The following is a 24,784-nucleotide window of genomic DNA, read 5'->3' as shown; positions in this document are numbered from 1 at the left end:
AGAGCGAAATGTACAATTTCGAGTTTGAGAAACCCTCGACCATTGCTGATGCGGTTGCTGCACTGGCCGCCGAGGATGCGCAGGCGTTGGGGGGCGGACAGACGCTGATCCCAACATTGAAGCAACGGTTGGCGGCCCCGTCCAAGTTGGTGTCGGTCAGCGGAATTCCCGAGATGCAAGGCGTTTGCATCGAGGATGACGGATCGGTGTCGATCGGTGGCGCGACGCCCCACGCTGTCGTCGCCCGCGAGGCCGCAGGGTCGTATCCAGCGCTTGCAGCGCTGGCCGGTCAGATTGGCGATCCGGCAGTCCGCAACCGCGGGACGATTGGCGGCTCGGTTGCCAACAATGACCCTGCGGCCTGCTATCCGGCAGGCGTATTGGGATCAGGGGCGACTATCGTGACCAATACGCGCCAGATTGCCGCCGATGACTTTTTCCAGGGAATGTTCACGACAGCACTGGATGAGGGTGAAATCATCACATCAATCCGTTTCCCGGTACCGCAAGCCGCGAGCTACCGGAAATTCCTTCAGCCAGCGTCGCGTTTTGCGCTTGTTGGGGTCTACCTGGCTCGCTTTGCGGACGGCGTACGCGTCGCGGTTACCGGCGCGAGCGAGGACGGCGTTTTCCGGTGGTCCGAGGCTGAACAGGCGCTGAACAAGGAGTTTCGCCCTGATGCCCTTATGGACCTGCGTGTAAACCCGGCAAACATGATTGCGGATCTGCATGGGAGCAAGGCGTATCGGGCGCATCTTGTTTCGGTCATGACCAAACGCGCGGTTGAAGACTGCTTGTAAAGAATTGGTCGGGAAAATCGAAAAGTCCCGGTGTTAACCGGGGCTTTTTATCCTTGCAGCGTCACCACTTTCCCATTGGGGCGTACACAGATCGCGATGCGCTCGCCGGCTGCCCGCGCAAGGGTCGCTGCTATTTCAGCCTCAGAAGCATGACAGAATGCCGTTGAAAGCGCGTCTGCCGTTGTAGCATCCGGTGCCTGGACACTGACCGTTGACCAAAGCGGAGCGTTTTCGCCCATCGGGTCGATTACGTGAGCACTGCCGGACCGCAGACGCATGGCGCCGGGACTGGACGTAGCGATGGCGCGGTCTTTCAAATGCGTGACTTCGACAGGTCCGTACACTGGCTCCGAGACACCCAGCAGCCACTGATGGCTACTTGCATAATACTCTCCGATATTGACCAAAACCTTGCCCCACCCAGCCTTGCGCAAGGCGCGAACGACCAGATCGGTGGCGAAACTTTGAGCGATGCCGTTCAAGGTAAGCGCTAGTCCTTGCCCATAGCACTAAGGCGGCCCTGCAACCTAAGTTGCAACCGCAAGGAAATCGAACTTGGCGGGTGTAGCTGGCGGGTGATTCGGCCCTCGCCGGTCCGGTGTGCAAAATGTCACCACGTCAGCCAAGGGCGACGGACGTACGGGGTATTCGGCCGATCGACAGGGGGCAGGTTTGGTTCGCCGATCAGTGCGGCTTTGGCCTCGGGGTGATATTGGGGTTTTTCACGTCAAAGGCGACGCTTTGCCAAATAAGAACAGGCCGCCCAGATGGGGCGGCCTGACCAGGTTTTATTTCTTTTGCCTACGCGTTACTCGGCTGCCTGCGTGCTGCTGGCAGAGTGCTTGTCACGCTGACTGTCGCGGAACAGCGCCTTGGCCAGCGATACGCACATCAGGCCCATCACCATGGTGAACGGAAGCGCACCGATGATCATGGCATTGCGCAGCGCGTCCATAGGGTTGTTTTCACCCGCCGCCAGGATCAGCGCACCGATCACTGCCGTCAGGATCACACCCCAGATGATGCGGTGCTTGATACCGGTTTCCTGGCTACCACCTGACATGATGGTGTTCATCACCAGAATACCCGAGTCCGCCGAGGTCACCAGGAAGGTCATGATCAGGATCACGCACATGACGTTCAGCATGGACAATAGCCCACCGTCGATCATGTAGGACAGTGTGGTGAACAGCTTGTTGGTGTTCGATGCACCGATGATCGCACCTTCTGCCGCGCCTGCCAGTTCCAGATCGATCGCTGTGCCGCCGAGAACGGTCATCCAGGCAAAACACACCAGCGCAGGTGCGAACACGCAGCCCAAGATGAACTCGCGAACGGTGCGACCTTTGGAGATGCGCGCCAGGAACAGACCCACGAACGGCGAGAACGCGATCCACCATGCCCAATAGAAGGTGGTCCAGCCTGCCTGCCAGCCGAATTGACGACCTTGCTCACCCGCAGCATAAGCGGCGGCCAAGGTCGCTTCGTCCAACTCGGCTGCTGCGCCTTCCAGACCGCTTTTGAAGCCGTCGAAGCTGCCCCAGGCGTTGGTCGCGCCTGCCATCAGGTCTGCGGCATGTGCTTGCGCCTCGGCCGGCAGGGCCGCTGCGAATGCTTCGGCCGACAGCGGGCCATAGGCGTTGAAGCTGAGCGACAGGAAGTGCAGGATATAATCGACCATGGCAGTACCATAAGTGGTCATGGCAAAGACAAACGAGCCGAAGACCACGAAAGTGCCCAGCAAGATGATCGACAGCACCAGATTCAGGTTGGACAGGTACTTAACACCCCGGCCAACACCGGATACCGCCGAAATAATCGACAGGCCCATGATGACGACCAAGCCTGAAATCAGACCAACCTTGCTGGGGGTCGGCACCTCGCCGCCCAAATCCATGATCCACTGCATGCCGGTGATCGCATAAAGTCCGTCGATGAACTGGCTGACGCCATAACCGATGGTTACGGAAACGCCGAGGATCGTCGCGACAACGCCCAAAACGTCGACCACGTGGCCGAAAAAGCCGTTGACGAAACGGCCAAACAGCGGAGTCAACGCCGAGCGGATCGTCAGAGGCATGTCGCGTGTGTAAGCGTAGTAAGCCAACGACAGACCGGTCACAACGTAGATCGCCCAGGCGTGGAAGCCATAGTGCAGGAAAGTGAAGCGGTAAGCCGATTGCAATGCCTCAGGTGTGTTACCTTCGACCGCGCCGGAAACGACAACCGGGTTAGATCCCCAAAGGCCCAGCGGTTCTGCTGTGGCGAAAACCATGAGCCCCACACCAAGACCGGCACCGAACATCATGGAGAACCATGAGAAGTTCGAAAACTCGGGCTTTTCCCCCGGCGTTCCCATGATCCGACGACCCGTGGACGGAATGATCGCAACAACGGCCAGGAAGAAGAAGAAAAAACCGACAATGACGATGTAGAAGCTGTTGAAGACCTCCAGCAACTGGCTGTTCAGGCTGCCCAATGTGCTGTTTGCATTCGCTGGGAAAACCAGGGCCCACAGGACCAGCCCGACCATGATGGCCTTGCTGATCAGGGCAATTGGGACGCTGTAGTTTTCATAGAATCCGGAATCAGCCGTTTCTATTTCAACGTCCGTGAAAGGTTCGGGTATCGACATATCGCGCGTTCCTCCTCGAGTGTGTCGTTCTTGTTCTTCTGAAAAAAGTTCTGGAAAACATCGCGTTGCACAACGTGGACAATCATGCACGATGCACAAACCGATGGTGAGTTGTGTTCAGCCCAAACTTGGGCTTGCAGTAATTACGCGTGCTCCCATTACGTCTCTTACTGCAAATTTCCTCCCGATTACTTGCTGCCTGCTGTCATCACCGGTCCTGGTGATAAGTCAGCCTGAGGTTGAATAACGTCGCAGCATCCAAAGTGGTTGTTGGGTTTCCAGTTTCGAAAAACCTATAGCAAGGGTGAGATGTTCTAACTTGAGAATCCGACACTTCGATCACATGAAGCGACCACCGAATTCACTCGATTGCGATGTTAGCGAGAACACTACGGCGCCATGATTTGTTGTGACAACTGCGTCTTTCACAGCTTCAGAACCAGTTTATCGGACTTGGCCCGCGAAACGCAGGTGCACAGGAATTCGTGGCTCTCCTGCTCTTGCGGTGTAAGTATTCCGTCGCGGTGATCGACCTGCCCTGACACTACGTCAACAATGCATGACCCGCACAACCCTTCAGAGCAGCCGAAATCGACCTGCACGCCGTTGCTTTGCAATACTTCGAGAATGGTTTCCTCCTTTCCGACCGGGTAGACCGCGCCGGTTGACTGAATTTCGATCTGAAATTCCGCGTTTGGGTCGTGGTCAATGTCAGAGGCGGGTGCAAATCGTTCAAAATGGATTGCCCCGCCACGCAAGGATGCACCTGCTTCCAAAACAGCATTCAGCATCGGTTCAGGTCCGCAGGTATACACATCCGCACCGACGGGCATCGATTGCATGACCGATGCCAGATCAAACCTGCCGTCTGTGTCATCGCAATGCAAATGATACCATTCCTCCAGCCCAAGGGCCCTGAACTGCGCGTCCATCGCTGCAAATTCTCTTGATCTTACAAGGTAGTAGACCCGAAAATCCTGCCCGCGATTCATCAGTTCCCGCGCCATTGCAATCAGCGGAGTCGCCCCGATGCCGCCTGCGATCAACGTGACATGCCGATCGTGGTTTTCGAGTTTGAAGTGATTCCGCGGCCCGCCGATTTCGACCATCGCCCCTTCTTGAAGCGCGTGCATGGCCACCGAGCCGCCACGCCCTTCATCTTCGCGTTTGACGGCGACATTGATTACACGGCCGTCCTGACTCCAATTCCACAGTGAATACTGCCGCACCAGATCGTCGGCCAGATGGATATCGACATGTGCGCCGGGTTGAAGGCTTGTGAAGCGGCCGTTTTCGATTTCAAAGCAAAAATCGGACGTGTCCGGGCTCAGCCGTGTTTTGCGCACGAGGCGGGCAACTTGTGTATCCATCACACATCCTGTTCGTTCTCGGTCGACTTTGGTCCTGTACCCGATCGCAAACAGCAGGAAAAAACATAGATTTCAATTGCAAAATTTCTCACATTCGGATGAATAAAACTCACCTCTACCTTTTGAGCAACGCAGCAACCATGTCACGACGCCACTATAATCTTCCACCACTCACGACTTTGTCGGCCTTCGAGGCCGCCGCGCGGCATCTCAGCTTCAAAGAAGCGGCCGGCGAACTGTCGGTTACGCCGGGCGCTGTCAGCCACCAGATAAAAGCGCTGGAAAGTGAATTGGGTTCGGCGCTGTTCGTCAGAAAGCACAGGGGCGTGGAACTGACCGAGGATGGCCGGGACCTGTTCGAGGTGCTCGGTTCGTCGTTCCGGCAGATATCGAAGGTGCTTGAAAAGATTCGCAGCGGTGATTCAGAAAATCCGGTGACGGTCGGGTCCACGACCGCTGTCGCGGCGTTGTGGCTTTCTCCGTCGGTCATCCGGTTCTGGCAAGACTACCCGCACGTAAAAGTGAACCAGATGGCGCAAGACAAGCCATTCTCGGACAGACCGGATATCGACTTTTTCATCCGTTACGGTCGTGACGTGAACTCGCAGCTGAACCATACTAAACTGTACCGTGATACTCTGACGCCGGTCTGTAGCCCCGAGATGGCCATGGAACTGAAGGGGGCAAGCCTTGAAGACCTGGTCGAACGTCGCCTGATCCACCTTGAAACGCAGGACAACACCTGGACCACTTGGCCGTCTTGGTTTCACGACCTCGGATATACCGGAGTTGTACCGGTGCAGTCGCGCGTAAACAGCTATGCGTTGGCGTTGCAGTTGGCCCGGAAAGGGGCCGGGCTTGCATTGGGGTGGAAACGCTTGATCCAGCCCATGCTGACATCAGGAAAACTTGTTGCGCTGGAAGAATTCAACCTCCCTGCCCCGAACAACTTTTACCTCGTCGGTCGCCCGGACGACCAACTGACAGAAGGTGCCCTGGCGCTGAAAAACTGGTTGCTGGATGAATTGTCCGGGGGTTCGGTTTAGTCTGCCTCAATCGGCCATGAGGTTTTTTGATATTGAATGAAGCCGGCTCGACCGGCCAATGGGAGTAACGTTCAACACATTCCGAATTACTCAGGAGCAACCGATGAACAAGCATTCAGCGCTTTCGTCTGTTCTGACCCCGGTAAACACCGCCAAGGGCCTGCCGAACGAGCATTATATCGATCCCGATGTCTTCGCCGAGGAACGGCAGGCGGTCCTGTTCGCGAACTGGTCGGGCATCGGTTTTGGCAAGGACATTCCCGAAGCGGGAGATGCCTTTCCGATCGACTTCCTCGGTGTGCCGCTTCTGATGGTGCGCGACCGTGACGGGCAGATCGGCGTTTTCCAGAACACCTGCCGCCATCGCGGAATGATTTTGGTCGACAAGCCGCAGAAAATCCGCGGCGCGATCCGTTGCCCTTATCACAGCTGGTGTTACGGCCTGAATGGCGAGCTGCGCACTGCGCCGCATGTCGGTGGCCCCGGACAGAACACGCATGAAGATCTGGACTTTGCTGAACTGGGCCTGATCCGCATACGTTCCTATGTCTGGCGCGACGTTGTCTTCGTGAATCTGGATGGCAACGCCCCGGAGTTCGAAGAGGTCCATCGCGAATTGATGGAACGCTGGAAAGATTTTGAACAGCCCATGTATCATGGCGGTGCCGGCGCGTCTGTCCGGCTCGAGCTGGAGTCGAACTGGAAACTGGCGGTCGAAAATTTCTGCGAAAGCTATCACCTGCCCTGGGTTCACCCGGGTCTCAACAGCTATTCGCGTCTGGAAGACCACTACAACATCAATGAACTGGGCAAGTATTCGGGTCAGGGCACCTACGTCTATCGCCAGTTTGAAGGTCAGAACGGCGAAAAACTGGATGACTTCCAGAATCTGAGCGAAAAGTGGAACGAAGGGGCGGAATACATCGTCGTGTACCCGAACACCTTGCTGGGTGTTCAACGCGACCATGGATTTGCCTTCATCATCGACCCGATCACGCATGAGCGGTCGAACGAAAGGATCGAGCTGTACTACGCCAAAAAACCGGAAGACGCACCCGAGCACGAAGCGTTGCGCGCAAAGAACGCGCAGCTTTGGAAAACCGTATTCGAAGAGGATGTGTTCGTGGTCGAGGGCATGCAGAAAGGCCGTCATGGTGTCAAATTCGACGGCGGCCGTTTCTCGCCCGCGATGGATGGCCCAACGCATTGTTTCCACCACTGGGTGGCCACTCAGATCGAAAAAGCCCGTGCCGAGGCATAAGCGGCTTTCCGGCCGGATCATGGGCTGAGGGCGCCACGGATGCGCCCTGCCCGGTCATTTGCAATCAGGAACATCGCAGATGCAGGCGATGTTCCGCGATTGCGCAAAGACGCGTGCGGATGCGTGTGATGGGTTCATCATGGGCCGGTCCGTATCGTTGACGGCGCTGGGAAATCAGGATTCAGGCGCAATAAGGTAGAAAGCGTATGACTGCGTACAGACCAACACAGTTCGCGTTTCCGGAAAGAGGCTGACCTTGAATCTGCAAGAACTCGACAAGCACCTGTTACAGGCTCATGCGGATAATGATGTGCCTGCGCTGATCCGGCTGTACCACGAGGCAGCCGACCGGGCCGAGCAAAATCAGGATCTCGACGCCGCTTGTTTTTATCTTACACATGCGTTTGTGTTCGCGCTGGAATACGGTGCGCCCGAAGCGGATGAGTTGAACCGAAAACTGTACGAGCGCGGCCGCGCCCATCGTTTGGTGTTCTGACGAAATCAGTGTAGTTGGGGTATCGTGCTGGCAAAGAGACAAAGCATGACCCATTTCACCTTTCTGTGCCTCGAAGATTTCCCGCTTGCTGCCCTGTCCATGGCCATCGACCCGCTACGCGTGGCCAATGAGATCAGCCGCAGCGATGGTCTTGGCTGGACTGTCGTTTCGGAAGATGGGCAACAGGTCATGTCCAGCTCACGCCTCAGCATCAACCCTGACAAGGCATTGTCCGAGGTGGAGGAAACCGACGTCGTGCTGGTCTTTGCCGGGGCCTCGGCCCGGTTGAAGGATCGCAAGGCTTCGGGCGGAGCGCTGCGGCGGCTTTTGTCCCGTGGCGCGCGGATCGGTTCGGTCAGCGGCTCACTTTTTGCGCTGGCGGAAGAAAAGTTCTTCGATGGTTACAGCTGTAGCGCGCATTTCTGCTATACCGCTGCTTTGAAAGAACAATTCGACAGGGTGAACCTGTGCGACACGCTCTATACGATAGATCGCAACCGAATGTCCTTTGCCGGGACTTCAGCGGTTTTTGAATTCATGCTGGGCGTGATTTCGGATGAGGTGTCCGATGCGGTTGCCGTCGAAACGGCCTGCTGGTTCCAATACGCGACTTTGCGTGATGCCGATACGTTGCAGGTTTTGCCGGGCTACAGCAAAAATCAGACCCGCAATGCTCTGCCGCGCCCGGTTCGGCGGGCCATCGAGTTGTTTGCAAACAACATCGAAAACAAGATCTCGATCGAGCAGGTTTCGCAACGCGTTGGCATGTCCATCCGGCAATTGGAGCGGCATTTCAAGAAGGAAACGGGGATCAGCCCCGGAGGCTACTATCGCAGGCTGCGACTGGATGCGGCGCGGCAAAAACTGCTTTATACCGACCAGCCTTTGCAGGAAATCGCGCTTTCGGTCGGGTATGACAGCGCCAGTTCGTTTTCAAGCAACTATCGGCGCGAATTCGGTCTGCCACCGACTCAGGAGCGCAAGGACCGAAGCCGCGGCGCCAGACACGCGGCTTTGTCCTTTGGGCACCGTCCTTCACAGAGCCCTGGCCACCTCGATCAGCATGTGGTGAACTGAAATCGCAAAGCTGCGTGGTACGTAGACCGAGAAATCCGTTCTCGCCTCATTGCAGCGCAGCAGGCATCCCACATGGTGGATTGCGGTACGGTTGAAGGCTCCGGCCTGCATCTGTTCGACATCCAGAACTGTCAGGCGTTGCAGCAAGCCTGTGGCACCCTGCCCGGTCATGTCGATGCGTGTGAACGCGTCCGACTGATCGGTTACTGACGCTATGCCGGCCAGTTCGGTTTCCATACGCCTGGCCAGCTCCAACGGGCCTGCAAAAGCTTCTTCGCACAGGTACTGATCCGAGCCCAGCCAGTGCAAGCTGCTGGTTTCGCCCTTTTCCCACCGCCCCGCGTCAGGCGCCGGGGTTCCGCAAACGGTTTGAAGTTTGGCTTTGACGGTTTCCTCCTGCCCCAACCGGGCCGAGACGGATGCCAGCGCCACATCCTCCCGTTCCTGAAAGGTCAGAGTTCCGACCACGTCCCTTTTGGGTTCACTGCCGCCAATGGCGGTCTTGGCAACAAAATCACGCACGGAGCCGTTCTCCTTCGGGGTCAACGAAATGCGCGCTGACAAGCGTCGCTTTGATGTTGGTGTCATCCACCGGGCTGACAATCTGCACGGTGTCGCCCAATCGCTGCGCCCCGCGTTTTACAAAGGCCAGGCCGATGCTGCTGGACAGGTGCGGCGAATAGGCAGCCGATGTGACATAGCCCAGATCGTTTTCCGGCAGGTGTTGCGCATCCTCGTCGAACACATGGCCACCGGCCAGCACGGTATCGGCGTTGTTGACCGGCTGAATGCCGACCAAAGCCAGGCCATCCGGATCGGTCAGTGCTTCGCGTGCGCTGAGCGTCGCACCGATACTGTCTTTCTTGGCTGAGACCATGCGCCCCGTGCCCAGATTGTGGGCGCTGGTGGTTCCGTTCAGTTCGTTTCCGGTGGCATGGCCCTTTTCAATCCGCAGAACGCCAAGCGCTTCGGTGCCATACGGCGTTACGCCAGAGGGATCTCCAAGCGCCATCAAATGTCGGATCAGCGCGTCACCGTACCGGGTAGGCACAGCCAGCTCGTAGGCCAACTCGCCCGAGAACGAGATACGGAACAGCCGCGCCGGGATCCCCCCGGCAATGGTCACCTCGCCACACGCCATAAAGGGAAAACCTTCGTTGCTGATGTCATGGCCGTCATCAACGACCTTTTGCAGCAACTCGCGGGATTTCGGGCCCGCTATGGCATATTGTGCCCAAGCGTCGGTGGTCGAGATCATCTGCACATCCATGTCCGGAAACAGGCATTGATGCACGAACTCCATGTGGCGATAGACTCCAACCGCGTTTGCGGTTGTGGTGGTGACCACATAGTGATCCTCGGCCAGGCGGGCGGCGGTGCCGTCATCCATGGCTATGCCGTCTTCGCGCAACATCAGGCCATAGCGGGTTCTGCCCACCGGCAATTTGGCAAAGCCGTTGCAATAGATCTTGTTGAGGAATTCCGCGGCATCCGCGCCCTGCACGTCGATTTTGCCCAGCGTGGTCACGTCGCAGACGCCGACACCGCTGCGTACGGCCAGAACCTCGCGATCCACGGATTCGCGCCAATGGGTCTCACCAGCCTTGGGGAACCATTGCGCACGCAGCCAGGGGCCCACCTCGACGAATACCGCGCCCTGTTCTTCGGCCCATCGGTGGCTGGGCGTCAGTCGCGTGGGTTTGAATTCTTTTCCAACCGAGCGCCCGGCCCAGGCCCCCATCGCCACGGGCGTGTACGGTGGCCGGAAGATGGTTGTGCCGGTTTCGGGAATGCTCTTGCCGGTGATCTCGGCCAACACGGCCAGCGCGCCGACATTCGCGGTTTTGCCCTGATCCGTCGCCATACCAAGGGTGGTATAGCGTTTCAGGTGCTCGACACTGCGAAAGCCTTCCTGTTCGGCCAGTTTGACATCCTTGACGGTCACGTCATTCTGGAAATCCAGCCAGGCGCGGCCTTTGCCGGGCACATGCCACAACGGGGTGATGCGGATCTCATCATCCTCGGCTTTCGGCAGGTCGACCGGACAGGCCCTGATCCCCAGCCCGTCAAGCGCCGCAAGTGCCGCATTGGTGCCCGAGGCGATCGCCCCGTGGCTGGTCAGGTTGCCAGCGGCGGCACCGGCGACAGCCATACCCTTGGGCAGTTCGGCAGGTGGGATGAAGGCTGCAAGCGGTTCGAACCATTGCGGGCGGCCGCGCTGATGGCATGTCAGTTGCACATTCGGATTCCACCCACCCGAAACGCCCAGACCGCTTACTTCGATGGGGCGGGTCTGACCATCGGCCATCTGCACGGTGATCGATTTCAGCCCCAAACGGCCCTGCGTGTTGGTGACCTGCGCCCCGGCCAGCAATTCACATTCGGCAATGCGCGGTGCATCGTGGCGCGGGTCGATCACGGCAACAACCTTGATCCCGGCTTTGATCAGATCCTGTGCGGCGCGGTGTCCTTCGTCATTGTTGGTGAAGATCGCCACGCGCCGGCCCGGTGTCACAGCCCAGCGGTTCGCATAGGCCCGCATCGCGCCCGCCAGCATTATGCCCGGTCGGTCGTTGTTTTCGAAAGCAATCGGACGTTCGGTAGAGCCGGCACAAAGCACCGAGTGCTTCGCGTAGATGCGCCACAGAATCTGGCGCGGTTTCCCCGCCTCGGGCACCGCAAGGTGATCCGAGACCCGCTCCAGCGCGCCGTGAATGCCGTGATCATAGGCGCCGAACACGGTGGTGCGCGTCAGAAGGCGCACATTGTCCATCGACGCCAGCTCTCCCAGTGTCTGCGCGACCCAATCGGCATTCGAAATGCCCTCGAACCGGTCACAGTCAGACAACAGACGCCCGCCCATCCGGCTGTCTTCGTCCGCCAAAATAACCCGCGCGCCAGACCGCGCCGCCGTCAACGCCGCGATCAGGCCGGAGGGACCGGCACCGATAACCAGGACATCGCAATGCAAATAGCCCTTGTCGTAGATATCCGGGTCGGCCTGCTGCGTCAGGCTTCCCAGACCGGCCGCCCTGCGGATCATCGGCTCATAGAGCTTTTCCCAAAACGCCTTGGGCCACATGAAGGTCTTGTAATAGAAACCCGCCGTCAAAAAGGGCGAGAGCCGATCATTGATCGACAGCGCATCGAAGGCGAGCGAGGGCCAGCGGTTCTGTGATGTCGCCTCGAGCCCGTCGAACAGTTCGACCGTGGTCGCGCGTGTGTTGGGCTCCTGCCGGTTGCCCGCGCGCAGCTCGACCAGCGCGTTGGGCTCTTCCGAGCCCGAGGCCAGCACACCGCGTGGACGGTGGTATTTAAACGAACGGCCAACCAACCGCACGTCATTGGCCAGCAACGCCGAGGCCAGCGTATCACCCTGATAGCCTTCGTAGGATTTGCCATCGAAGGTAAAGCGCAGCTTTTTGGACCGGTCGATCAGACCGCCCTGCAAACGATTGTTCTGGGTCATTTTCCCCGTCCCGTCTTGCGGGCTACATCCCGCGCCAGTTCTGTAGCCAGAATTTCATGGGTCAGCGTGTCGCGTGTCACAACCAGCCACGAGCGGTCGCCCTGCTCGTGAAACCACAGCTCTCGGTGGGTTCCTGCCGGGTTGTCGCGCAGGTAGACATAGTCGTGAAACTCGGCGGCGGCCGTGTCGGATTGCCAGTCGGGCCGATTGATCAGGCTCGCGTCGCCCAGATAGGTGAATTCCGACGCGTCGCGCGGGCCAAGCAGTGGATGATTGATGATCATGTCCGGGCCTCCTCAATGCAGGTTGGGCTGTGCGCCCACGCCTTTTTCGTCAATCATCCTCCCGGTTCTGAACCGGTCCAGACGATAGGCAGTTGCAACGTCATGCGGTCGGTCGGTGGCCATCAGATGCGCGAAACAAAAACCAGATGCTGGGGTTGCCTTGAACCCGCCGTAGCACCAGCCACCATTGAAATAGAGCCCTTCAATTCCGGTGTGATCTATGAACGGCGAACCATCCATCGACATATCCATCACGCCGCCCCACATCCGCAGCAGGCGCGCGCGACCGATCATCGGCATCAGGGACATGCCGCCTTCGGCCACGTCCTCGACCACGGGCAGGTTGCCGCGTTGCGCATAGGTGTTGTAGCCATCGATATCGCCGCCAAAGACCAGACCGCCCTTGTCCGATTGGCTGACATAGAAATGACCGGCGCCATAAGTGATCACTCCGTCAAGCACCGGTTTCAGCCCTTCGGTCACAAAGGCCTGGAGCACGTGGCTTTCGATCGGCAGGCGCATCCCCGCCTGTGCCATCACGCGCCCGGAAGACCCGGCAACCGCCACGCCTACCTTCTTGGCGCCGATGTAACCCCGTGTGGTTTCAACACCCAGCAGTTTTCCGTTTTCGATGCGGAACCCGGTGACTTCGCAATTCTGGATGATGTCGACCCCCCGTTGATCCGCGGCACGGGCATAGCCCCAAGCGACACCGTCATGACGCGCCGTACCACCGCGGCGATGCAACAGACCGCCCTTGATCGGAAAGCGCGCATCGTCAAAGTTCAGGAACGGGTACATCGCACGAACGCCCTCTGCATCCAGCAGTTCCGCCCCAGAGCCGGTGAACATCATCGCGTTGCCACGACGACGATACGCGTCACGCTGCGCGTCCGTATGACAGAGGTTCAGAATACCGCGCTGACTGACCATCGCATTGTAGTTCAGGTCCTGTTCAAGATTTTCCCACAGTTTCAGCGACAGCTCATAGAATGGCTGGTTGCCATCCAACAGGTAATTGGCACGAATGATCGTTGTGTTTCGCCCCACGTTGCCGCCACCGATCCAGCCTTTTTCCAGAACCGCCACCTTGGCGGCGTTGTGTTCCTTGGCCAGATAGTATGCCGTCGCAAGGCCGTGACCGCCGCCGCCGATCACGATGAAATCATAGCTTGATTGAGGCTCGGGATCGCGCCAAGCCGGTGTCCAGCCCCGGTGCCCTTTCAAAACCTGCCGCATGATCGCGAGTGCCGAATACCGCATGAATATGTGTCCTTAACCCTCAGTGCGCCGAAGCATCATGTGCTGCCGGGAAAGCCCCAGTCACGACGTAATCCGTCACGGAGTTTATCGGTTGCGACAATTTTCAGGCCGGTATTGGGATTGATTGGCGCGCGATCTGGCAGTTTTCCGGGTGCCCTCCATGACCGCGGCGTTGAGGTTGCAGGATAAAAAGCAACGCACCTGTTGCGGGGATCAGAACCTCAACAATTCAATCGTATGCCCGGCGGGCAGGTCTTCGATCTCGGCCGGTATGATCGCCAAACCGTCTGCCTGCGCCAGCAAGGCAACACGGCCACTGTAGGAGGGCGCCATCAGACGTACATTGGGAAGGCCACGAGGCGAGGTGCCGTCAATCTGGACCGGACGATATTCCTGCCGACCCGCGCGACGTTGCACGGGTTCGGCCAGCACGGCCTGAACAGGTATCTGAGGTCTGTGGCACAAGCCTGCGCGCCGCGCCATCATCTGCGACCCGATTATCTGCCATGTCACATAGGCTGACACCGGGTTGCCGGGCAGACCAACGTAAAGAGCGCGCCCGCGCCGCCCGAACATGACCGGTTTACCGGGCTTCATCGCCACTTTCATGACATCGGTTTCACCGCCAATTACGCTGAATAGCCGGGGCATGTGATCTTCATCCCCGACCGACACGCCCCCGGTCGTGACGATGAGGTCCGAGGCATCGCATGCCTCGCGCAGAACCTGTTCCAGACGCGTCGGGTCATCCTCGACCGGTCCCCGGTCGATCAGTTCGATCCAGGGTTTTTGCAACAGCGCCAGCAGCATATAACGGTTCGAGTTGTAGATTTGGCCGGGGCCGAGGGGTTCGCCCGGTTGACGCAGTTCGCTGCCTGTCGAAAAGATCGTGACCTTCAGTTTTCGAAACACCGGGACCTCACCATACCCGGCGGATGCCAGCGCGGCCATCTCGCGCGATCCAATTTCACAGCCGCGTCGCAGGATAGGTCCTCCGGCACAAAGATCCTCCCCCGCACGCCGGATATGCTGGCCGGGTTTCGGGCGGCGGCTGAAGCGAATCCTGTCGATCAGAAGATCGCAATCTTCCTGCATCAGCACGGCATCGAATTCAGGCAGCACCGGAGCGCCCGTGAAAATGCGCAAAGCACTGCCTTCGGGGGCATCATGGTCGCCGCAGTCACCCGCGGCCACGCGCCCGGCGATGGGCAGCTCGAACACCGGCCCGTCACCCAGATCACCGGTGCGGATGGCATAGCCATCCATGGCCGAGTTGTCGAAGGCAGGCATATCGACCTTGCTGGCGCAATCCTCGGCCAGAACCCGGCCTATTGCCTGTTCCAGCGGCAAAATCTCGGTTTCGGTAACAGGATCTGCGACGGAAAGACCGCGCTCAAGGGCGTCCTCGACAGTCAGATACATGTGGGCGTAGCGGTCACAGGCACATCCATCAGCCATTTTGAGTCTCCGAAAAAAAACGTTCTGCAAATCCCGACTGTTCGTCCGGATCGAGTTTGGGCAGGTCGGCCTTGAATTTTTCCAAATCCGAGCTGGTATCAGCAACGACCGGCAGCGTACCCATGCCATACCGTCCATGCGCGGCGCGACCTATGCCGTCATCGGCTTCTTTCTCGGACGGCAAATCCGGCTCGGGTTGGCCGCAAAGCTCAAACACGCGCGCGCAGTCGGAGTTCACACCAAGAGTGGACGTTACGGAGAGCAGCCCCGCCAACCTCTTGAAGCCCACGGCACCCCCGGCAGGGGTTGGTGCAGATAGCGTCAGCCAAGTGTTCATCCGTCCCTCCGGAGCTCAGGCCGCCCGGCGGGACCCCCCGCAGGTCAGCCGAAACGCTGATCATCACCGGCAAAAGGACGCGATGGTTTTGTCGCACGGTCCGGCCAGAAATTCCCGGCCAATGGACAGCAAGGCGGGTTTACTGTCATTGACATAGGTCATGATCCGCGTTCGGGCGCCCCATCAGGAAGGGCACATTGCCGCCTCTGTCGGTTCCGCAGGTATTGAAATCACAACCGCAGCGCTGCGCTGGCCCTTTGGTCGGTTTCGAAAGGAAAAAGGCCGGCTTGGTCGCGAAAAGTTCGACAAGTGCAGGTGTCGGGGTCTTTTTCAGCAGATCTCGGCCGAATGCCAGACGTTCTTGACCGTCATGTAATTCTCAAGGCCTTCGGTTCCGCCTTCCCGACCATAGCCACTGGATTTCACGCCCCCAAAGGGCGTTTCCGGCATGGATGCTTCAAGCGTGTTGATCGACAGATTGCCGACCTCAACCTCGTCAATCAGACGGTCGATGTAATCCGCCCGATTGGTGAAAGCGTACCCCGCCAGCCCGTAGGGAACTGAATTCGCCAGAGCGATCGCCTCATCCAGCGAAGCCACCGGGTTGATCACCGCAACCGGTCCAAACGGCTCTTCGCGCATGATCCGCGCCGCTTCAGGAACGTTCAATAACACCGTGGGTTCAAAGAAATATCCCCGCTCACCAAGCCGCGATCCGCCTGTGGCAAGCGTTGCCCCCTGTGCCACTGCGTCTTCAACTAGCTCGGATAAGGCTGGAACGCGCCGGTCGTTGGCCGTTGGGCCCATTTCAACGGTTGCGTCAAGCCCATTGCCGACGACCGTGGCCTTGGCCCTTGCAACAAACCCGGCCGCATAGGCGTCAAAAATACTCTCATGCGCGAAGAAACGGGTTGGCGAAGTGCAGACCTGACCGGCATTGCGCATTTTGCGGACCGCGCCTGAAACGGCCGCCGATTGCACATCCGTATCTTCGCAAACGATGACCGGCGCATGGCCGCCCAACTCCATGAGCACTCGGGTGTCGTGTTGCGCCGCCAAAGAGGTCAAATGACGCCCGACGGTTGTCGAGCCGGTGAAGGCCACCAGGCGAACGGGGTCCTGCGGGATCAGATGGCCGGATATCTCGGATGGTTCACCGAACACCAAATTCAGAACCCCTGCTGGCAGACCGGCATCTTCGAACGCTTTTGCTATGTGCAAAGCGCCGGCAGGCGTTTCTTCTGCCGCTTTCAGGATCACCGAACAGCCCGAGGCCAAAGCACCAGCGATTTTCCGGGCAGGTTGGCTCATGGGGAAGTTCCACGGCGAAAATGCCGCGACAACGCCGACAGGCTGGTGATGAACTGCGAATTTGTGACCCTGCGCCGCCGGAATGATCCTGCCATAGGTCCGCATCGCCTCGCCCGCATCCCATTCAAAGAACTCGGCGCCGCGAATGACCTCCAGCCGGGCCTGCTTCAGAGGCTTGCCATGTTCCAGAGTAATGGAATGCGCGATTTCTTCCTGCCGCTGACGCATGAGGGCTGCCGCCCGCAGGATCGTATCCGCGCGTTCCCGCGGCGATGTGCGGCGCCACAGTCTAAATCCTTCGACGGCCGCTTGCAGCGCGTCGTCCAGGTCTTTCACCGATGCGCAAGGCAATCGCCCGAGTTCTTCCTCGGTTGCCGGGTTGACAACCGGGATATTGCGCCCGGTTTTTCGCCACGTGCCGCCAATGAACAGCCTGAGCTCTGGATACATGAAACCGGCGCCTCCATTTGCCTTGATTTTTGATCGCGCGATGCCTCGCATGAGTTCAAGCGCATTGCGCGAATACGGATATCAAATTGGCGAATATCTGGTCTGTCTGCTCTGCGCCGCCCGATGCAGCGCCGTTTTGAAAGCGCGCCCCGCAGGCGACAGATCGTCGTCGGCACGGAAGGACACTCCAATCGGCCCCTGTCCGAACGGAACCTCCCAGGCGAGCTGGGCAAGATGGTTGTTTTCGATGTCCTGGACGACGACCTCGGCAGGCATAAGGCCGATCAGGTCGCGGGATTGCAGAAGCGCCCGGTTCGTCAGGTAGGACACGGATTCAATGGCCACCGGTGGCACATATTGCTGCTGGCCGACGAAAAAATGATCCGCCTGACGTCGCAACGTGGTCTCTTGCGGGGGAAGAATCCAGCCAAACGGCTTGGTTTGCGCAAAGGTCACGGCGTCCCGCCCTGCCAGCGGGTGTTGAGGGCCGACAATGGCCAATATCCGATCCTCGAACAGTTTTTCCTGTCGAATCTTGTCGCGATGCCGGTGCGACGGCAGGCGTCCTACAACCATGTCGATCTCACCCGACAGCAGCCGGGGCATGAGCACCTCGTTGGTCCCTTCACTGATCTTGACTGCAACGTTCGGGCGGTCTTCCAGCAGCAGTTCAATGGCGGCGGGTAGCAGGCTGGTTGACGCCGCAAGCAACGTGCCCACCACGACACGGCCGGAATTTCCTTCGTTCAGATCATCCAGTTCCTGCGCGGCATTGGAAACCTGAGCAAATATCAGCTTCCCGTGACGTATGAGAGTTTCGCCAAAAACCGTTGGCACAACGCCTCGGTTGGTGCGCGTGAACAGCTTGACTTCGAAATCCAGTTCAAGATCCTGAATCATCTTGGTTGCCGCTGGCTGAGATATTCCCAGCTCACGCGCGGCATTCTGAATGTTCCCATGCGCGCCCACCGCAACCAGCAGGCGCAGCTGCCGCAGCTTCAGGCGGGTCAAGGCGCGGTCAACGATGCGAGAGTGACGCCCAACCATGGCTACAGCACAATCGGCTTGCAAAGCTGATCCAGCTTGGACAGCACGCTCATGGCCGCAAGCGCCGAGCTTCGCGGGTTGTCGGGCAGCGCGGTGCCGCTGATCCGGAACTGAAACGTGCCGAAATCGCCTTCGGCCTCGACCTCGTGAATGTTCTTGTGGATCGTCGGATCGGCGATCAGACGAACCTGTGTGCTATCGAACCCCACACCCGCCAAGGCGACGGCGGCGGCGACATTTGCGTTCTTGGGGTAAGCCAGCGCCGCCTCGCGCGCGGAACCCTGAAAATGGGTTTCAGCCGCGGTGATATTGCCGAGGTCAAGACTGTATTCGGCAAGGGATCCCTTCCATCCCGCCGGCGGCTTGCGCCCCACATATGTGACGGACTTGAGCGGCCCGACCGCTGCGGCGCCGAGACAGTCCAGCCCGCCTATGGCACCGCTTGCCAGATGCAGCCGCGCCCCGCCCTTTCGCGCGGCCCTGTCCAGCCGGTCACTGACCTGCTGATCCGCAAGTGCGCCGGCAGAGACACTGATGATATCCAGCCCTCGTGCCAGAATGTCCGGACCCAAACCGGCCAATGCCTCGTGCCCCGCGCAATCCAGAACCATTTCGATTCCGGCCGGCAGGTCATCAACCGAACCGACTGACTTGGGCGATTTTGGATCAACGCGGTGTGGTCTGACCAGAATGGCTGCCAACTCATGCCCATGTTCTGGCAACATGCGCTGCACAAACTGCGCGATTGCGCCGGTTCCGATGACTGCGATCTTCATGTCTGGACCCTAGACCAGCATTAAAAAAATCTGAATTGGTAAGTTGGTGGTATATTTTTTTCAGATATCCATTTCCCTGAAATGACACTGGACCGACCCGCCTGGTGTGTTTTGTTCCTGTTGAAGCCACGGGGACCACGTTGGAAATGAAATACTCAAAATACGACGCGAAGGCCTATGCCCGCAAACATATGACTGGGATATGGGCAGCGGCACTGAACCCGTTCAATGATGACCTGTCTCTGGATGAATCGGGACTGCGTGCAAACATCCGCCATTGGATCGATGATCTGGACATCCAGGGCCTTTTCGTTGCCGGCAAACAGGGCGAGTTCTTTTCGATGAGCATCGAAGAGCGCAAGCGCAACTTCGAAATTGCCGTTGACGAATGCGCAGGCAAAGCCGGTGTAATCGTCTCGGTCTCGGACCAGAACATGAATACGGCCTTGGACCTGGCGCATCACGCCCAGAACTGCGGTGCGGATTACATCGTACTGCACGCGCCGGTTCTGAGCTTTGTGCAGGATCGCGGAGAGGTTTTGTACCAGTACTACAAGCGTTTTTGTGACGAACTGGATATCGGCATCGCCATGTGGAGCCATCCAGACAGCGGCTATTTGATGCAACCCGAAGAATGCGCTCGCATTGCGGACTTACCCAATATCGTTGCGATAAAATACTCGGTCCCGCGCGAGATGTACGTGAAGCTGACCCATATGGTGGGCGACAGGATCCATGTCTCGACCTCGGCTGAACATGAGTGGCTGGACAACATATTGGAACTGGACTGGAAGCTCTATCTCTGCTCGTCCCCGCCCTATCAGCTGCAAAGCAAGGTCGATCAGCGGATGAACGAATACACGCGTCTGGCCTTTGTGGGAAAGGCCGATGAAGCGCGACGTGTCTTTGACAGTCTGAACCCTGTCCGCGACGCGATGAAACGCGCGCGTCCTGCGGGCAAACCCACTGCATTCGGAAAGTACTGGCAAGAGTTGCTGGGTCAGGTCGGTGGCCGTGTACGTCCGCCGATGCTGGAACTGACCGATGCGGAAAAAGCGATCATTCGCAAAGCATTTGATGAAAGCGGGCTGCGCGTCTGAGCTGAGTAAGGCCCGGCAGTATAAGGAAATCGGATAGCGAGATGCTGATAATTCCTTTGCGGTCATGGAAAATCGCGCCAAACTTTCCGGGATAGGGAGTGGGACATGTCAAAACTGAAAGCGTTCAACTTTAAGGCCTGGATCGACGAACACCGCCATCTGCTCAAACCGCCCGTAGGGAATCGTCAGGTTTGGGAAGACGCCGATCTGATGGTCACTGTTGTGGGTGGTCCGAACAAGCGAACCGATTACCACGATGACCCGGTGGAAGAATTCTTCTACCAGCTTGAAGGCGACATGGTGCTGAAAATCTATGACGGAGAGGAGTTCTATGATGTTCCGATCCGAGAAGGCGAGGTTTTTCTGCTGCCTCCGCATGTACGCCACTCGCCACAGCGCCCTCAGGAAGGCTCGATCGGGCTTGTGATTGAACCCAAACGCCAGACCGGAGAGCTGGACGCCATCGAATGGTATTGCTTTGAATGCGGATCACTGGTGCATCGAGCGGAAATGCAGCTAAAGTCCATCGTTGATGACCTGCCTCCGGTTTATCAGAAGTTCTATGCCTCGGAACAAGACCGCACCTGCCCCAATTGTCAGGCTGTGCACCCGGGAAAGGAACCGCCCGAGGGCTGGGTCACGTTGTAAAACAAGATCAAACAGGGGAAGTAATGAGACATTTTGCAAAAATCGCCGCCTCTGCGGCTGTGTTGGCACTGTCGTCCGTGGCCGCTCACGCCGAAGAGTTTCGGTTGGGTCTGATCACGCCGCCACCGCATATCTGGACCAAAGCCGCCGAAGCGTTTGGGGCCGAGTTGAATGAGGCCAGTGGTGGCGCGCATTCGGTATCGGTCTTCCCGGCCCGCCAGTTGGGGAACGAGGCCGAAATGCTGCAACAATTGCAGACCGGCGCGCTGGACATGGCTTTCATGACCGTGGCTGAAGTTTCGAACCGCGCGCCCGAGTTGGGGGCATTCTATGCGCCCTATCTGGCAGATGACATTGGGCACGCGGGGCGCATCCTGCGATCTGATACGGCCAAATCCATGCTGGAACCCTTGCCGGGGCAGGTTGGTGTCGTTGGACTGGGATATGGGATGGCAGGATTGCGCCAGATCGTCAGCCGGGGCGAGGTTTCCTCCGCCGAAGATCTATCAGGCCTGAAACTGCGGATCACGCCCTTCACACCGATTCTGGATTTCTACAACGCGGTGGGGGCGGCACCCACGCCCATGCCCTTGCCTGCCGTCTATGATGCGCTGGCCAATGGTCAGGTCGACGCCATCGACATGGACGCCGAGCTGATCTGGGTTCTGAAATATTACGAACACGCCGACACGATCGTGCAGTCGGATCACATGATGTTCCCGATGGTCGGGCTGGTATCGGCCAAGGTCTGGGCTGGTTTGTCCGAAGAAGACCGCGCGATGATCGCGGAACTCATGGCCAAGCATGTCGACAGCACCATTGATGCCTACGTTGAAAACGATGCCAAATGGCTGGAGCAGATCGAGGGCACTGGCAAAGCCTACAAAAAGGTTGATGCCTCGTTCTTTGGCGACGCGATCGAAGAGTGGAACGGGATCTGGGCCCAGAAAACCTCTTCCCTTGACGCTTTGCGGCAGACTGCGGCAGAAACAAAATAACGAAAACGGCATGACGAAAGGGGCGCAGCTCGATCCTGCGCCCTTTTTCACGGGAGAACAGCGATGTTGTATCGGCTGTCGGCAGGCTTGGCGCGGGTCGAGTTGTGGTGCGCTGCCTTTCTGGCAGTCTGCATTACGGTTCTGATTTTGTTGAATGTCGTGACGCGAACGGCGGGCAACGCCCTGTTCTGGGTTGATGAGCTGGCGATCTACGCGATGGTGTGGATGACCTTTCTGGGCGCGTCTTCCGCATTGCACCATCGCAGCTCGGTGTCGATCTCTATCGTTTCCGACAACGTGCCCGAACGCGCGAAACGATTGATCCGCAAGGGTGTGGACGTGGTCGTGTTTGCTTTTTCCCTTGCGATGCTGTGGTTCTGCTGGCGCTGGTTCCTTCCGCTGGACATCGCCAGCAGCGGATTTGACGTGGCGGCGTTTCAAGGTCAGACATTCAATTTCATCTACGCCGAGCCAACGCTGACCCTAGGCCTGCCAAAGTATCTGTTCTGGTTGGTGATGTGGCTTTTCGCACTGGGCGCGACGCTGCATTCCACCATGCATCTGCTGAGCCCCCCGGGCAAAGGGGCACAGCCATGAGCCCCATCGTCTTTCTGGCCACTCTACTTCTGTCCGTGCCCGTGGCGATCGTGCTGGCGATCACGGCCATCTGGTACATCTGGGAAAGCGGCAACACGGTTCTTTACGACAGCTTCGCGCAAAAAATGTTCGGCGGTCTTGAGAATTACGGCCTTCTGGCAATTCCTCTGTTCATGTTGACCGGAGAATTGATGAACGAAGGCGGTATGACCCGGCGCCTTGTCGCGCTGGCCCGGGTGTTTGTCGGCGGGTTTCGCGGCGGGCTGGCCTATATCAACTTGCTGGCAAACATGTTCATGGCGGCCATCATCGGGTCTGCGACGGCGCAGATCTCGGTGATGTCGCGCGCCATGGTCCCCGCGATGGAGGAGGAGGGCTATGACAAGGGTTTCGCCGCTGCCACGACGGCCGCGGGCGGGCTGCTGGCTCCGGTCATCCCGCCGTCGATGATGTTTGTCATCTTCGGGGTTCTGGCTCAGATCCCGATTGGTGACATGTTCATTGCAGGAATCCTGCCCGGTTTGATCCTTGCTGGGGCTTTTGCATCGGTCATCACCCTGATCGGGTGGTGGCAGAACTTTCCGAAAGGGCATTGGATGACGCGTGCCCAAGCCGTCCAGGCCTTGATCAGCGCGGCCCCCGCCCTGTTGATCCCGATGTCGATCATAGGCGGCATTCTGTTCGGGATCGCCACACCGACCGAATCCGCCGCAATCGCGTCCCTGATCGCGTTTCTGGTGGGTTGGTTGGTTTACGGGGACCTGAAGCCGAGCAACCTGGCACAGATGTTCAAACGCACGGCGGCAAACGCCTCGATGATCCTGTTCATGATCGCGGCCGCCAGCGTGTTCGGCTGGGTCATCATCTATGAGGAAATACCACAGCAACTGGCTGGGTTGATCACCTCGATCACTTCGGACCCGTTCGTGTTCCTGCTGATCGTGAATCTGGCGCTTTTGCTGGTTGGAATGGTGATCGATGGCATCGCCGCGATCATCCTGATCACTCCGATCCTGCTGCCGATTGCAACCGGTTCATACGATATCAGCCCCTATCAGTTCGGCATTGTTGCCTGCCTGAACCTTGTGCTTGGGCTGCTGACGCCCCCGGTCGGGATCGGATTGTACATCGCCTCATCCATGAGCGGCACATCGCCCGGTTCGATCCTGAAATCGCTTTGGCCTTTCCTGATCGCGGTAACTTTGGTGTTGCTTCTGCTCAGCTATTACCCAAGCCTGTCAACGCTGCTGATCTGAACCAGATGCGTTTGCAGGCGTATTCCGTCGCAGACATGGCGCCGGAAATCTCGCTCTACTTAACGGCGCCCGTCAGCTAAGCTGGTCTGAACATGCCAATTGGTCACAAAAAGGACAATCATGCTGCTCGACACTCCGATCTGCGATTTCGGTTGGAACGCCCCGGACTTCACGCTCAAAGACCCGAACGGTCGGGCCTTCAAGATGTCCGATCACCTGCAAAACGGGTTGCTGATCGCCTTCATCTGCAATCATTGCCCCTATGTCAAAACGATCACGGACCGGCTTGCCCAGGACACGGACCTGCTGATGTCCAAGGGTATCGGCGTGTTGGCGGTCATGTCGAACGACTATCGCGATTACGCCGAAGATTCGCCGCTGAACATGTTGGAATTCGCACGGCAGAACGGCTTCAACTTTCCATATCTCGTGGACGAAGATCAATCCGTAGGAAAGGCTTATGGTGCTGTCTGCACTCCGGATTTCTTCGGATTGAATGCGGACGGAAAGTTGCAGTACCGGGGCCGTCTGGACAATCTGGGTCGCGGCCAGACAGGCAAGCGCGAACCAGAATTGGTCAATGCGATGCTGCAAATTGCCGAGACCGGGCAAGGCCCCCAAGATCAGACACCATCAATGGGATGTTCGATCAAATGGACCCGAGGCTAGGCCATGGGGATCACGTCACTGGATCATGTCAACCTGCGCACCACGCGTTTGGACGAGATGATCGAATGGTACTGCAACGTGCTGGGGATGCGGATCGGGCCACGCCCGCCCTTCCCTTTTCCCGGAGCCTGGCTTTATGTCGAAGAAAACGCCTTTGTGCATCTGGTCGGTGTCGAGGCCGAGGCCACGGGTTCGGACGCAGACCTGAAGCTTGAGCATTTCGCTTTTTCGGCGACAGGGTTGGATCGGTTCGAAGCGCATCTCAAAACAAATGGCGTCTCCTATCGCCGTGTGGAACTGACAGCGATCGACACCGTTCAGTTGAACGTCTGGGATCCGGACGGCAATCACATACACATCGATTTTCGGACCGACGAATAGAGATGGCAGGCTCCGATACCGTTTCGCGCAATGAAATTTCCTCACCCTTACATTG

23 protein-coding genes and 1 pseudogene are annotated in these 24,784 nt (G+C 58.3%); 12 read left to right on the top strand and 12 right to left on the bottom strand.

Going from position 1 to position 24,784, the window contains the following annotated elements:
• The first annotated feature begins 8 nt into the window (after positions 1-8).
• A complete protein-coding gene (locus ACR0C6_RS08310) occupies positions 9-800 on the top strand; it encodes an FAD binding domain-containing protein (protein ID WP_480446420.1) in 792 nt (263 codons plus the stop codon).
• A 47-nt stretch (positions 801-847) separates the two neighbouring features.
• On the opposite strand, the pseudogene ACR0C6_RS08305 reads toward ACR0C6_RS08310, so the two are convergent.
• From ACR0C6_RS08305 to ACR0C6_RS08295, 3 genes and pseudogenes are all read right to left on the bottom strand, one after another.
• Positions 848-1,288 (bottom strand): annotated as a pseudogene (locus tag ACR0C6_RS08305) (FAD:protein FMN transferase); the annotation flags it as partial.
• Between the two features lie 320 nt (positions 1,289-1,608).
• Positions 1,609-3,435 carry a BCCT family transporter gene (locus ACR0C6_RS08300; protein ID WP_480446421.1) on the bottom strand — a complete coding sequence of 609 codons (1,827 nt, stop codon included), beginning with the start codon at positions 3,433-3,435 and terminating at the stop codon, positions 1,609-1,611.
• A 425-nt stretch (positions 3,436-3,860) separates the two neighbouring features.
• The gene (locus tag ACR0C6_RS08295; RefSeq protein ID WP_480446422.1) at positions 3,861-4,805 is read right to left on the bottom strand and encodes a PDR/VanB family oxidoreductase; all 945 of its coding nucleotides are present in this window, start codon (positions 4,803-4,805) and stop codon (positions 3,861-3,863) included.
• 122 nt (positions 4,806-4,927) lie between these two features.
• On the opposite strand from ACR0C6_RS08295, the gene ACR0C6_RS08290 reads away from it, so the two are divergent.
• The 4 genes from ACR0C6_RS08290 (at position 4,928) to ACR0C6_RS08275 (ending at position 8,685) form a co-directional block, all read left to right on the top strand.
• Entirely contained in the window at positions 4,928-5,851 is a 924-nt protein-coding gene (locus ACR0C6_RS08290) for a LysR substrate-binding domain-containing protein (RefSeq protein ID WP_480618856.1), read from the top strand.
• Between the two features lie 103 nt (positions 5,852-5,954).
• On the top strand, positions 5,955-7,112 hold the full coding sequence (locus ACR0C6_RS08285; protein ID WP_480618855.1) for an aromatic ring-hydroxylating oxygenase subunit alpha: 1,158 nt from the start codon (positions 5,955-5,957) through the stop codon (positions 7,110-7,112).
• Positions 7,113-7,374: 262 nt separating this feature from the next.
• On the top strand, positions 7,375-7,608 hold the full coding sequence (locus ACR0C6_RS08280; RefSeq protein WP_480619239.1) for a hypothetical protein: 234 nt from the start codon (positions 7,375-7,377) through the stop codon (positions 7,606-7,608).
• A 45-nt stretch (positions 7,609-7,653) separates the two neighbouring features.
• A complete protein-coding gene (locus ACR0C6_RS08275) occupies positions 7,654-8,685 on the top strand; it encodes a GlxA family transcriptional regulator (RefSeq protein ID WP_480618854.1) in 1,032 nt (343 codons plus the stop codon).
• Here the strand turns inward: ACR0C6_RS08275 and ACR0C6_RS08270 are convergent.
• From ACR0C6_RS08270 to ACR0C6_RS08230, 9 genes are all read right to left on the bottom strand, one after another.
• Entirely contained in the window at positions 8,644-9,207 is a 564-nt protein-coding gene (locus ACR0C6_RS08270; RefSeq protein WP_480618853.1) for a sarcosine oxidase subunit gamma, read from the bottom strand. The genes ACR0C6_RS08275 and ACR0C6_RS08270 overlap by 42 nt on opposite strands.
• Positions 9,200-12,154 carry a sarcosine oxidase subunit alpha family protein gene (locus ACR0C6_RS08265; RefSeq protein ID WP_480618852.1) on the bottom strand — a complete coding sequence of 985 codons (2,955 nt, stop codon included), beginning with the start codon at positions 12,152-12,154 and terminating at the stop codon, positions 9,200-9,202. The genes ACR0C6_RS08270 and ACR0C6_RS08265 overlap by 8 nt, the downstream gene beginning before the upstream one ends.
• On the bottom strand, positions 12,151-12,438 hold the full coding sequence (locus tag ACR0C6_RS08260) for a sarcosine oxidase subunit delta (protein WP_152460339.1): 288 nt from the start codon (positions 12,436-12,438) through the stop codon (positions 12,151-12,153). Before ACR0C6_RS08260 ends, ACR0C6_RS08265 begins: the two co-directional genes overlap by 4 nt.
• Positions 12,439-12,450: 12 nt before the next feature.
• A complete protein-coding gene (locus ACR0C6_RS08255) occupies positions 12,451-13,701 on the bottom strand; it encodes a sarcosine oxidase subunit beta family protein (protein ID WP_480618851.1) in 1,251 nt (416 codons plus the stop codon).
• Between the two features lie 213 nt (positions 13,702-13,914).
• Positions 13,915-15,159, bottom strand: coding sequence for a molybdopterin molybdotransferase MoeA (locus tag ACR0C6_RS08250; protein ID WP_480618850.1), 1,245 nt, complete (start codon positions 15,157-15,159; stop codon positions 13,915-13,917).
• Positions 15,152-15,496, bottom strand: coding sequence for a hypothetical protein (locus ACR0C6_RS08245; protein ID WP_480618849.1), 345 nt, complete (start codon positions 15,494-15,496; stop codon positions 15,152-15,154). The genes ACR0C6_RS08250 and ACR0C6_RS08245 overlap by 8 nt, the downstream gene beginning before the upstream one ends.
• Positions 15,497-15,826: 330 nt before the next feature.
• Positions 15,827-17,257, bottom strand: coding sequence for an NAD-dependent succinate-semialdehyde dehydrogenase (locus ACR0C6_RS08240; protein WP_480618848.1), 1,431 nt, complete (start codon positions 17,255-17,257; stop codon positions 15,827-15,829).
• 81 nt (positions 17,258-17,338) lie between these two features.
• A complete protein-coding gene (locus ACR0C6_RS08235; RefSeq protein ID WP_480446430.1) occupies positions 17,339-18,304 on the bottom strand; it encodes a LysR substrate-binding domain-containing protein in 966 nt (321 codons plus the stop codon).
• A 2-nt stretch (positions 18,305-18,306) separates the two neighbouring features.
• On the bottom strand, positions 18,307-19,080 hold the full coding sequence (locus ACR0C6_RS08230; RefSeq protein ID WP_480618847.1) for an aspartate dehydrogenase: 774 nt from the start codon (positions 19,078-19,080) through the stop codon (positions 18,307-18,309).
• Positions 19,081-19,226: 146 nt separating this feature from the next.
• On the opposite strand from ACR0C6_RS08230, the gene ACR0C6_RS08225 reads away from it, so the two are divergent.
• From ACR0C6_RS08225 to ACR0C6_RS08195, 7 genes are all read left to right on the top strand, one after another.
• On the top strand, positions 19,227-20,180 hold the full coding sequence (locus ACR0C6_RS08225; RefSeq protein ID WP_480618846.1) for a dihydrodipicolinate synthase family protein: 954 nt from the start codon (positions 19,227-19,229) through the stop codon (positions 20,178-20,180).
• Between the two features lie 105 nt (positions 20,181-20,285).
• Positions 20,286-20,828, top strand: coding sequence for a 3-hydroxyanthranilate 3,4-dioxygenase (locus ACR0C6_RS08220; RefSeq protein WP_152460347.1), 543 nt, complete (start codon positions 20,286-20,288; stop codon positions 20,826-20,828).
• A 23-nt stretch (positions 20,829-20,851) separates the two neighbouring features.
• A complete protein-coding gene (locus ACR0C6_RS08215) occupies positions 20,852-21,826 on the top strand; it encodes a TRAP transporter substrate-binding protein (RefSeq protein ID WP_480618845.1) in 975 nt (324 codons plus the stop codon).
• A 63-nt stretch (positions 21,827-21,889) separates the two neighbouring features.
• On the top strand, positions 21,890-22,423 hold the full coding sequence (locus ACR0C6_RS08210) for a TRAP transporter small permease (protein ID WP_152460349.1): 534 nt from the start codon (positions 21,890-21,892) through the stop codon (positions 22,421-22,423).
• Positions 22,420-23,679 carry a TRAP transporter large permease gene (locus ACR0C6_RS08205; RefSeq protein ID WP_480618844.1) on the top strand — a complete coding sequence of 420 codons (1,260 nt, stop codon included), beginning with the start codon at positions 22,420-22,422 and terminating at the stop codon, positions 23,677-23,679. The genes ACR0C6_RS08210 and ACR0C6_RS08205 overlap by 4 nt, the downstream gene beginning before the upstream one ends.
• 120 nt (positions 23,680-23,799) lie before the next feature.
• On the top strand, positions 23,800-24,348 hold the full coding sequence (locus tag ACR0C6_RS08200; protein WP_480446435.1) for a thioredoxin family protein: 549 nt from the start codon (positions 23,800-23,802) through the stop codon (positions 24,346-24,348).
• Between the two features lie 3 nt (positions 24,349-24,351).
• Positions 24,352-24,729 (top strand): VOC family protein, encoded by a 378-nt coding sequence (locus ACR0C6_RS08195; RefSeq protein ID WP_480446436.1) that lies wholly within the window; start codon positions 24,352-24,354, stop codon positions 24,727-24,729.
• Positions 24,730-24,784 lie beyond the last annotated feature (55 nt).

This window comes from Ruegeria sp. AL12 (assembly GCF_056540885.1).
Note: the sequence above shows the minus strand (reverse complement) of the source record. Positions and strands in the feature narration are given on the sequence as shown.

Bases quoted from the DNA above. Each gene is read 5' to 3' on its own strand.
- ACR0C6_RS08250 (WP_480618850.1), bottom strand. From the start codon at position 15,159: ATGGCTGATGGATGTGCCTGTGACCGCTACGCCCACATGTATCTGACT.
- ACR0C6_RS08255 (WP_480618851.1), bottom strand. From the start codon at position 13,701: ATGCGGTATTCGGCACTCGCGATCATGCGGCAGGTTTTGAAAGGGCAC.
- ACR0C6_RS08265 (WP_480618852.1), bottom strand. From the start codon at position 12,154: ATGACCCAGAACAATCGTTTGCAGGGCGGTCTGATCGACCGGTCCAAA.
- ACR0C6_RS08310 (WP_480446420.1), top strand. From the start codon at position 9: ATGTACAATTTCGAGTTTGAGAAACCCTCGACCATTGCTGATGCGGTT.
- ACR0C6_RS08300 (WP_480446421.1), bottom strand. From the start codon at position 3,435: ATGTCGATACCCGAACCTTTCACGGACGTTGAAATAGAAACGGCTGAT.
- ACR0C6_RS08225 (WP_480618846.1), top strand. From the start codon at position 19,227: ATGAAATACTCAAAATACGACGCGAAGGCCTATGCCCGCAAACATATG.
- ACR0C6_RS08295 (WP_480446422.1), bottom strand. From the start codon at position 4,805: ATGGATACACAAGTTGCCCGCCTCGTGCGCAAAACACGGCTGAGCCCG.
- ACR0C6_RS08215 (WP_480618845.1), top strand. From the start codon at position 20,852: ATGAGACATTTTGCAAAAATCGCCGCCTCTGCGGCTGTGTTGGCACTG.
- ACR0C6_RS08260 (WP_152460339.1), bottom strand. From the start codon at position 12,438: ATGATCATCAATCATCCACTGCTTGGCCCGCGCGACGCGTCGGAATTC.
- ACR0C6_RS08240 (WP_480618848.1), bottom strand. From the start codon at position 17,257: ATGTATCCAGAGCTCAGGCTGTTCATTGGCGGCACGTGGCGAAAAACC.
- ACR0C6_RS08275 (WP_480618854.1), top strand. From the start codon at position 7,654: ATGACCCATTTCACCTTTCTGTGCCTCGAAGATTTCCCGCTTGCTGCC.
- ACR0C6_RS08230 (WP_480618847.1), bottom strand. From the start codon at position 19,080: ATGAAGATCGCAGTCATCGGAACCGGCGCAATCGCGCAGTTTGTGCAG.
- ACR0C6_RS08205 (WP_480618844.1), top strand. From the start codon at position 22,420: ATGAGCCCCATCGTCTTTCTGGCCACTCTACTTCTGTCCGTGCCCGTG.
- ACR0C6_RS08200 (WP_480446435.1), top strand. From the start codon at position 23,800: ATGCTGCTCGACACTCCGATCTGCGATTTCGGTTGGAACGCCCCGGAC.
- ACR0C6_RS08245 (WP_480618849.1), bottom strand. From the start codon at position 15,496: ATGAACACTTGGCTGACGCTATCTGCACCAACCCCTGCCGGGGGTGCC.
- ACR0C6_RS08285 (WP_480618855.1), top strand. From the start codon at position 5,955: ATGAACAAGCATTCAGCGCTTTCGTCTGTTCTGACCCCGGTAAACACC.
- ACR0C6_RS08210 (WP_152460349.1), top strand. From the start codon at position 21,890: ATGTTGTATCGGCTGTCGGCAGGCTTGGCGCGGGTCGAGTTGTGGTGC.
- ACR0C6_RS08220 (WP_152460347.1), top strand. From the start codon at position 20,286: ATGTCAAAACTGAAAGCGTTCAACTTTAAGGCCTGGATCGACGAACAC.
- ACR0C6_RS08235 (WP_480446430.1), bottom strand. From the start codon at position 18,304: ATGGTTGGGCGTCACTCTCGCATCGTTGACCGCGCCTTGACCCGCCTG.
- ACR0C6_RS08195 (WP_480446436.1), top strand. From the start codon at position 24,352: ATGGGGATCACGTCACTGGATCATGTCAACCTGCGCACCACGCGTTTG.